6 protein-coding genes are annotated in these 10,242 nt (G+C 35.7%); all 6 read right to left on the bottom strand.

Annotated elements, in window-relative coordinates; all coding sequences use genetic code 11:
* Nucleotides 1–31: 31 nt before the first annotated feature.
* The 6 genes from NST60_RS26695 to NST60_RS26670 all read right to left on the bottom strand — a co-directional run bounded on the left by NST60_RS26695 (nt 32) and on the right by NST60_RS26670 (nt 10,079).
* Nucleotides 32–574, bottom strand: a complete 543-nt coding sequence (locus NST60_RS26695; protein WP_341099912.1) for a tyrosine-type recombinase/integrase — start codon at nt 572–574, stop codon at nt 32–34.
* An 83-nt stretch (nt 575–657) separates the two neighbouring features.
* Nucleotides 658–3,423 carry a hypothetical protein gene (locus tag NST60_RS26690; RefSeq protein ID WP_341099911.1) on the bottom strand — a complete coding sequence of 922 codons (2,766 nt, stop codon included), beginning with the start codon at nt 3,421–3,423 and terminating at the stop codon, nt 658–660.
* An 18-nt stretch (nt 3,424–3,441) separates the two neighbouring features.
* Complete coding sequence (locus NST60_RS26685) at nt 3,442–4,707, bottom strand: phage baseplate upper protein (RefSeq protein WP_341099910.1); 1,266 nt, start codon at nt 4,705–4,707, stop codon at nt 3,442–3,444.
* Nucleotides 4,708–4,711: 4 nt separating this feature from the next.
* Nucleotides 4,712–7,273: a peptidase G2 autoproteolytic cleavage domain-containing protein gene (locus NST60_RS26680; RefSeq protein WP_445304428.1), complete on the bottom strand. Its 2,562-nt coding sequence runs from the start codon at nt 7,271–7,273 to the stop codon at nt 4,712–4,714.
* Between the two features lie 15 nt (nt 7,274–7,288).
* On the bottom strand, nt 7,289–9,238 hold the full coding sequence (locus NST60_RS26675; protein ID WP_341101068.1) for a prophage endopeptidase tail family protein: 1,950 nt from the start codon (nt 9,236–9,238) through the stop codon (nt 7,289–7,291).
* A gap of 10 nt (nt 9,239–9,248) precedes the next feature.
* Entirely contained in the window at nt 9,249–10,079 is an 831-nt protein-coding gene (locus NST60_RS26670) for a phage tail family protein (RefSeq protein ID WP_341101066.1), read from the bottom strand.
* Nucleotides 10,080–10,242 lie beyond the last annotated feature (163 nt).

Raw genomic sequence — 10,242 nt, 5'->3', positions numbered from 1 at the left:
GTAATAAAAATAGCCCTGCCATTAGGCAAGACTACATAGGTAAATATTTTTTGTGTTGTTCCTGTTTAAATTCCTCTGTGATATTTAGATATCTCCGTGTAGTTTCTGGGGAAGCATGTCCCAAAATATCTTGTACGGTAGCAATTGAAGCTCCTGTCTCTAACATCCTTGTTGCCATTGTTCTTCTGAACCAATGAGGAGTAACAGGATGGGATATTTTTGCTCTGGAAGCAATTGTGTCAACCTCATCTTGGATAGACCTACCCGATACTCTCCTGTAAGGTTTTCGGTAAGTTACAAATAACGCTTCGCAATCGTCGTTTCTGCTGTTAATATACTTTTTAAAGTAATATAAAGCTTTAACGTTAAAGAAAACGATTCGCTCTTTGCGTCCCTTCCCAAACACTTTTGCTTTCTTAGAAAACATATTAACATCACTAATATTCATATTAGCCATTTCACTTAGTCTACAGCCAGTCGTATATAAACATTCTATCAACGTTCTTTCTCGAAGTGTTTTGCATGCTTCCCTCATCATTTCAAATTCTTCAACAGTTAAAGTCTTTACTAACATATTGTCAACAGTTGGAGCTCTTAGTTTAGCTGACGGATCCCTGTTTATGATTTCTTCTCTATGTAGCCATCCGAAGAAACTTTTTAGCGATCTTTCACACCTCCAATTGCCATCTCACCCTTTTCTGTCATTACAACAAAAGGTGAAGCATCTGTACTTTTTATATCCACCAATCTTACTTTTTGCACTCCAATAGGGGTCTTTACCTTCAAGAAATCAGTTAATGTTGTATCTAAGTCTGAGTAAGTTTCTACTGCAACAGTTCCATATTGAGTCTTCATGTTAAATTCAGTTTTGGAATGGTGCAGTAGTAGTGCTAATGAAGAGAGAATTTCTCCACCCCAATAGTTGTACCAACTCTTACTGTCTACACTCCAAGTACCATTAACAAAGTCATTATTCCACTTCATATCCTTATCAAATGGCTTAAATAACTTATCTAGGTACTGAATACTCCTGCTAATGATGCTGACTAATAATAACTCTTCTGTATCATCATTAGTTGCTAAATAACCAAATATAGCTGACCTTAACAATAATGAAGCCATGTGTGGCTCATCATATTCATTCAATGGTGTACTATTTGCAGGGAAAGTAGATACTATTGGCTCTTCATGACTCTGCCAATAAGTATCTATTGCCTTAATGAAGTCCATTGTAATTTGCCTTGCTTTTGTATTAGAAGGGTCATTGTACCAAGTCCTTGCAACAGTTTCTATTGCTCTGTATTGGAAGCCACCCCAATGAGTATTTGGGTCAGCACCTTCCCAAGAAAAGGTATTAGCTGTACCATATTCCCTAGAGTCCCATCTATCCCATATAAATACAGGCATAAAAAATCCTCTTATCCCTATATTCTTCTCATATTCATCCTGAGCTGTTTGCATAAATGTTAATACTACATCTAATCCTTTTGGATTATCTAATTCCTGCCATATCCAAGGTGCTTGATAACCTGTATATGGAGTACCTCTCCACCCATCTATCCTATTATTAAGAGTATTTACTGTAAATGGAGCTACATAAGGTACATAAGTGTACTCCTCAGCAGGTAAAGGTCTAAGATAATAAACTTGTAGTTTTTGTTCCTCTTGAGAAGTTATATTAAATAATACATCATAAATCTTTGCATCATTAGGCATATTCTTAACAGAACCTACATACATAAGAGTCATGCTACAATCAGTATCAACAGCATCAAACAATAATTCTTGTAAAGGAAATGCCATTTTATTAGGTCTTGAGCCTGTATTTTCTTGATAATCCCCTAAGACATAATCACTTTCAGTTGTAGTGATTGTGTAGTAGCTAGGCTTAATAGGTAAAGGCTTAACCCATAGCCATCCATTCTTATCTTTTAGCCTAATGTTAATCTCTCCTTTAGACTTATATCTGAATGGAGGTATACTGTTAATATCTTCCTCCCAACTAGGAGAGAACTGCGACCAACCTGCGTAAGAGTAATCCTCCTCATTAGTCTCTGTACCTACTGTAAAATCTACTTTAAGTACATCCCTACTATTTTCTGTCACTACTTTTGCAGATATTTTACTATGTTCTGAGATATAAGTATCCCATGCAGACATACCCTGTAGGTTAAACACATCCCAAAGCAAATCATTTTTCTGAGTAAAATCCTCTCTATTAAACCTTACTTTTTGGGGACTGTCACTAGCAGTTAGCCTAAAGTTAGCTGTATATCTATTATCCTCATCATATCCCCTACCTGTAGCAATGATTAAACTCATGATAGTAGTAGCATTAGACTGTAATCTAGCCTCTAAATATCTTTCCTCACTAAACTCAGTTTCTAAACCACCCCTACCATACTGCACAATTCCTTCACCCTCAGGAATATCTATAATCATAGCTCCTGTAGTTTTATCTCTTATAAATTCAGCAGGAATTTCCCTATCCTGATAGCTGTATGTCCCTGCTTGAAAAAAAGGATTTTCAGGATTCATCATATCAGTAGTAAGATAATCATTCATGTTAGATACATCCACTACAAAAGGAATAGTCTCCTTTATGTTTGCATAAGCATTTACCCATTTAGCATCACCTGTAATTTCTGCTAATAACTTGTAACAATCATAGCTCCACCAAAGGCTATCTATAGCACAGGCAATCTCAGTATCTAGTAGCTTTCTCCATATTGCCCATGCCTCATAAGGCTCATTTACTTCTATAGTCCCCCCTCCTAAATCAGCATAGACAACCTTTAAATCTCCTGTATAAGCAGTTTTTAGATTTATAGTAATTTCCTTACCATTCAAGCTATAAGATTGTATATCATATTCTGTACCCATAACCTTTGAGTATACATTCTGCCACTCTAACTCAGCATCTAATGCCCTTACTGTATAGACTTCCCTTGCCTCATAATCAGCAGTAAATACACCTACACCATCCTTAAAAGTTACTACCTTGTCTAAATAATAAGCTTCAGCTATAAAAGGCTCTGAGGCATTATACAGCCAATGAGGTAGCCATAGATTATCCTCATCAAACTTATCAGGAATTGCTTTTCCTCTATAAAGTACCTTTAGAGATGCATCTGCCATTTCAACAGCTAAATTAAGCCATTTGCTCTCTTTAGTGATTAGATAGATGTCTAAACAGCCCTTGATGGTAAGAAACTGTGCCTCAGATGTTCCACTCTCAGGAGAAAAATATCCTCCCCTACCTTCCTCAACATGAAACTGTGCCTTAGCCATGTAATCTGTGTTTATCATTAAAGGAGTCTGTCCCCTTCTGTAGAAGTCTAAAAAATTCCAATATTGGTCAACCCAAGCACCTACATTATTTATATTGATACCTAAGTCCTGCTCAGTTAATGTCTTATTCATACAGATATTCCTCCTTGTTTATAAGTCACTCCTAAACCACATAGTTCCTACAGGAGCATCTAGTAAGTCATCTGTTCTTACCATCATTACATCATTGTAATTCATAGCCCCATCTGTATACTGTATATCTAACTTTGAACCTTGAGTAATAGGTATAGCACTTACACAATCAATGTAGACTGTTGTACCACTGATAACCTCAATCTTTAGTACGCATGTTTTGTTAGTAGGGTGTAACTCAACAAAATACTTGGAATTAAACCAATTCATACTATCAATTGTGAAGTCAAAGTAGTTTCTTTGAATGTATTGATTGTTTACATAAGAGAAAATAGGCTGTACAACACCATCTGACAGCACTGATACTCTTATAACACCATCACCAATGGCTCTAAGGGTGAAGTCAGTTGAATAGTCAGCCCACTTAAAGCATTGTATTGGCTTGTCTTTTATTTGTGCATATTGCCCTTGTGACAGCCTTAAACTGTGTGAGCCTGCTAAATGCTCTAATGGTGTAATAATTCCTGTGGTGTCCCAAAATGCAGGTTTACCATCTTCATTAAATCTTTCAAAAGAAGAGTTATAGACTGCATTAGGATAGTAAACAGGGTTTTCTAGAAATATAGATGGTCGTCCTCCATCTAGCAGTGTTGCCACCCAGCTATCGAACTCAGTCTGAGTCATCATTGTCGACAACTGTTCGGTAACTTGCTGCTTGTTTTCGTTGAATTCTGTTAGCTTAACTACTTGATTTTGTTCTATTAACGTAATAGCTTCATCTGCTTTTCCCTTCGCTTCTTCCACATTAATACCAACAGTATTAATGATTTCCGTTGTTTCATCAGCGATAGAATTAATGGTCGCTTTTAATTCTTCGAAATCATCTATATAAAACTCTGTTAGCACTGGAATATCTTCATCGATTAAAGCTTGTAAGATGGTAAATGTAAATCTGTGGACGGACAATTTTTGTTCTTCGTAATAAAGATACAATTCCGCTGTCACTTTACCATAATGCTTTAATTGTTCTGCTGTTAATTTATACTCAGCAATACCATTTACCTTATCAATGATTGAAACGTTATCCGTAAATTTACTACCGTCTCTCATTCTCATAACTAATTTACCAACAACAGCATTCAATGGTAATTCCACACCGTCTTTAAATAAAAAGAAGGTCAGTTTAGCCGACCCTTCATCTTGTGTGGAAAAACGGATATTTGATGTAATGCTTTGATTAGTTGTAGCTGAAATATTAAACTTTAAATCTGCGTTCTTTTCCATATTTTCACCTTCCTATTACTGGAGTGACAAAACATAAAGCTACTCCATATCCTTTATTCTCGTCATAAGGTGAGGTTATTTTCATGACTTTCCAGCCATTCTCACTATTTGTTCCTATCCCATCATTAGGAGATATAAAACCATTTTCTTGCACTGTTTCATCAATTCGTATTCTGACTTGACCTAACAATCCTACAATATTCCATTCGTCTCTTTCTTCTCTTGATGTATATTGTTCATTAATATCAAATTCTGGATTTTCCACTGGCAACATATGCTTTTCTTCTTTGTATTCTTCGGTTTCATCATCCAATATTTTCACTGTTTTTTCTTCTAAAATTAAACCGCCAAATTCATTTGTCAAGAAACGATTTTGCCAATGGAAAGTAGCCTGTCCTAAGACAGTACCAGCTGTTTCTGAAATTACTCCTAGTGCTATGTCACCTTCATCGGCTTTACGGATTTTCCCTCCTTCAAGGGTAACAATATAACCACTCTCGATTTTCTTACCATCTAAAGACTCAAAATACTCTGCGTAGTCGCTAAAAGTTGAAGAACCTGTGATTGATCCAGAAAACTTTCCATTTCCTGATATAGAGTCTAATTCCCATTTTGTATTTGCAGTTGAAGGATTAGTACTTTCTCCATATCCACCACGAACAGAATAATTGTTATCGTTTATTACTCCATTACTGCTGATGATAGCTTTTCCATTTTCTGAACTTCCTGTAGTCCTAGAGTTATTGGAACCGATAATTGCATCCCGGCCGCCTTCGGTTTTAGAATCACCACTTGAGGCAATAACCACACTTCCTTCTCCAGCTGCCTCAGAATTAGAAGAAGCAATCACTGCTGTTTTATCACCCGTTGCTTTGCTATCTGTTGTTGTGGCAATAACTGCTGATGTTTCTTTTTTTGCATAGCCGCTAGTACTGGCAATTCTAGTTCCGCCTTTAACATTATTAGGAACAAAATCTAAATAATCATTACCAGCAATAGACGCAGCCAGTGTATATCCTTCTGCGTGTACCCCAACAATGCTAACTTGTGAATTAACACTTCCTAAACCTACTGAACCATTTTCGCCAATCATTGTAATATTGGTCAAATTCACATGATAAATAGCTGATCCTATACCAATTCCTTCTTTGGCTGACTTATAAATTTGTACATTACTTATATTAATATTGTCTGTTTTTTGATCTCCACCAATTAGGCGTATATCAGTACTTGCCTTCTTGAATCCACGGATATTTATATTATGAAGACCTATATTTCTAGATTTGTATTGAACTGCAATTACTGGGTTGTCATCATAGTTATAAGTAGGGTCTCCGATTGCAGTAAAGCCAGAAACATTCACATTTATATATGCTGATATCGCTAATGCTCGTGGAGTCAATGCTGCATACAATGAATTAAATACAGGTTCGATTGCTGTACAATTTGTAACAACGATATCATAAGCTGTCGTGGAGTCTGGATCATCCACCGTATGATGTCCAATATGTCTGAAATCATATGATCTAACATCGCGATAAGAAACATGCCCGATAATATGAACATCTTGTGCCGCTGGCCACTCCGCATGAGCTTTTATTTCAACTCCGCGAATGTTTCCACTTGTATAGTTGTTTATTACCCAAACATGCTTTGAGCCGTCATCAATTTCAATACCGTTGCTATTAGAAACACCATCTTCATGAGCATCACCATCTGGATCACTACAATGGTTGTTAATAATCCAAATATACTCACTATAATGAGTTGTGATTCCATCATCTCCATATCCACTAGCAACACAATTTTCTATCCAAACAAAACGAGATCCATCTTTTGTATAGTCAGTGTTTGGTGATTTATCATAAGTTGGAGAAGTGATATCAAATGAGTGAAGGCCAGCGTTGATTCCTTCCACATCTTTTATCCAAGCGAATTTCACTTTCGCTAATGCCAAACAACTTGCATGTTGTCCTCCTGGGGCAGCCACTCCGCCTTTTCTGGATTTATTCCAATCCAAGGTCATACTTCTAATAGAGATGTTTCTATTACCATTGACATAATCTTGGTTAGTAATTACCCATTCACTTGTTGGCGTATCTTCATGTAATATAATTATCGTTAACCCGATTCCATCTCCCACAAGTTCAACCCAAGATGGAATTTTTAGACCTCTTACCACATATATACCTGTTGGAACAACAACTCTTACCTTACCGTTTCCTAACGCCTTCTTAAATGCTTCTGTATCATCAGCTACACCGTCACCGACTGCTCCAAAGTCTGTCACATAGATAGTTTTCTTAATTTTTGAAAGCAATTTATTATATTCTGAGTCAAGGCGATCTTTTAAAACAGGATGAATATTTCCCTCAGCATCTTGCCTAGCATCCGTTATTTCTGGTAAGTCTGATTTGTTTAGAATTAAATTACTTATTCTTTTCATCACATTAGCAATTTCTTTAATCCTATTATTATTTTCAACTTCAATCATATCGAAGTTTTCATTTTGTCTTCTTCTCCATAACGCATCTTGAAAACTACTCATAATCCTATTCAATCTCAATATAATTCCCCTCCTTTATTCAGGTTCTTCAATAACTTCTGCTAAAGATAAATTTCCATTGTCGTCCACATTGAAGCTGAACTTTTTTCCATTAGGAGATGTTAAATACATATAATCAGCAGATAAATCAATTCTTTCTGTAATATCATCAATTGTTTCATCAGGTAACGATCCAAAACTTTTACTTAAATCCACACCATCAGGAGTAATGACATCAGATTCATTACCTTCTTCATCTACAACGCTTATTGCTCCATTCCCAATGTAAACAACACCAGCTTCTACTTCTATATCAGAAGTCTCTACATTAGCTATGGACATTGACATCATTTGTTCAGGAACTGTTTTAGTTCTAACGGTTTTGATACCTCGCTCATTATCGAATTCAACCTTTCCATTTACAGCAGCAATCGCTTTGGACGCTTCTTGGAAAGAAGGAAAACTACCTGTTAATGTATTGCTCACACCAGATAATTGTTTATTTAAATCAGTAATAGATTTTTTTAATTGATTTTGTATTTTAAGCATATCTTTTTGTGCATTACTGAAAGTTAAACTTTGCGGTTGTCTGGTATATGGATGCGGTGATCTAAGGCTAACAAGTTTGACATCTGAACTAATACCTAAAGGCTCGTGAATGAGTAACCACACATCTCTTACGTCAACTAATTCAGTTCCTGTATAACTTATGTTTAAAGACAAATCAGGATAATCACGGAGTTGGCTTTTAGCGAACTCTAGAAGTTCATTGCTATTCGTAATGGTGTCACTTGATACAGGAGCAGCCTTTTTCTTTCCCCACTCTTTATAAGCTGGGGATAAATAAGTAACGACTGCTTCATAGCGATCATCACCCTCATTTTGCTGATATACATTAGCTACGGGATTATTTAGTTCTAACGTTGCCGCTTTTTGCGTATAGACATTCTTTGTTTTACGAACGATTTTCCCTTGTTTGTTTGCTTCGCTATATGTCTCTTGATGTTTTACTTTTTTGGTATTTGGATTCTTTGTATCTGTTCCAGTAAACTTTATATTGCATTTATGCTTTTTGTTTTCTAAACCCCGAATAGTAAGTGTTAGAACACCACCGTTTTCACTGTAAGTTGTTCCATTTTTACTATTGGCCCCATCAACATCTATGTGAACTTTACCGCCAAATTTACTTTTCTTAAAATAAACATCTACACCAGTACCAGTAAATTCAAATGAAGCTGTACTACCTTTTGTGGAAGTGACGCCATTTGTCCATTTATCTGAAAAACTTACGGACGATTGAGAAATAGAACCATCTGTTTTATAGTCCTTATTTTCCTTTTCTTTTCCGTATGCTTTGATAAATGTTTTAATATTGGTAATGTCTTCTGAAACACTAACTTCATTCGTGTTATAAAGATAACGAAAAGTCTGTTGCACTTCTCGATACCATTCATCTTCACTATATAAGAGTAGTTTCTTGTTATCGGCATAAAAAATAGCCCCGAATGTTCCGCAGGCTATGTCATTTATAATATTTAGGGCATCATTGGCATTAATGTTTTCAATCTTTTGTGGAGAGAAGGTCCCAATGATTTCATACGTGAATCCTAATTCATTCCCGTCAATCGCAAATTTCATTATGTCATCAAGCGAATAAGTTCCCACGCTTTCTTTAGAATCATATTGATAATGATCTTGGACAGTGAAGCTTACATGAACAGCTGTGATATCTTTTGTCTGCCATTTACCGACCACTCTAGGAGTACATTGTTTAATTACATAATCCTGTCCTAGGTAAACAATAATTGCATCCCCAGTTAAAAGATCGAAAGAGAACTTATTAAACAAAGTTTCGTAAACTGTAAATGATAACTGTCGAGAAGTATTTTTCTCATAATCATAAGAAAAGCTGCCATAATCAATATCGATTAATATTTCTTCATAAGTATCTTTTTTATCTCTTACAAGCAAGATTTCATTCTTCATTTATTCCACCTCACTTGTTCACATACAGAAACGGGAAATCAAATGATATCTTGCTATTCGATAGGCCTATAAGTTCCATCTCATTAAACATCATAGGTTTTAAGGTAATAATTCCATGATTGGTATCTCTTCCACAATGTTGACCATTAAAAAAAGGGTACACACCTGTTAAAACAAGTACGTCACCCTTTTTCATTGTTTTATTATATCTGAATATATCACCTGTACTTTTATTCGTTAAAGTTGGTGATCCCTCACCTGTTATTGCGATTGATAAATCATGCCTCATTAACGGATTTATTAAAATATCCGATGCATTGTATACTTTAAGATTGCTTTGATTAACAAAGACGTACTCCAAATCCTCACCTAAAGGCAAATTCATGCCAATCTGCCATTTTTCTTCATCAAACGTAAATTCGTTTAAAGTGGTACCCCATGATTCTCCATATCCTTTAAACACTTCAAATTCAACAGAAAATGTAGCTGCGTTAGTATTTACCCTCGTATATTCAAAAGGCTTAGGATGGACCAAATAACGGATTCCAAGCATATCCGAACTAGATATATAGAATGCTTCTCTAGAATAGAAAAATTGCCATACATTTCTTATCAGTAATTGATATTCATATATGTCTGTACTCTTCAAATAGAAATTCGCTGTTGCTGTTTTCGAACCAAAAGTCGTATATCCATCCAATTGACCATCTATGCCATCCTGCTGCTGATAGTTAGTAGATGGTTGTGGACTTGATACGATTAATTCTAAGAATTTGCAGCCTAATACTTCCTCTAATGATTGCCTTTTTCCGTTTCGATCAATATATAATTGTTTCTTCACCTATCAACCACCTCCTAACTGATAATTGAGCATTCCGTAATCAGTAGCCATTCTTTTTCTTACTGTGTCAGTGACTTCTCGCTCACCCAAATAAACATTATCGTTCTTTTGTAACAATTGCATTAGTATTTGGTTTTGCTTCAATGTAGCATCTAATAATTGG

The sequence above is a fragment of the Niallia sp. FSL W8-1348 genome, assembly GCF_038006745.1.
GTDB lineage: Bacteria > Bacillota > Bacilli > Bacillales > Cytobacillaceae > Niallia > Niallia alba.
Note: the sequence above shows the minus strand (reverse complement) of the source record. Positions and strands in the feature narration are given on the sequence as shown.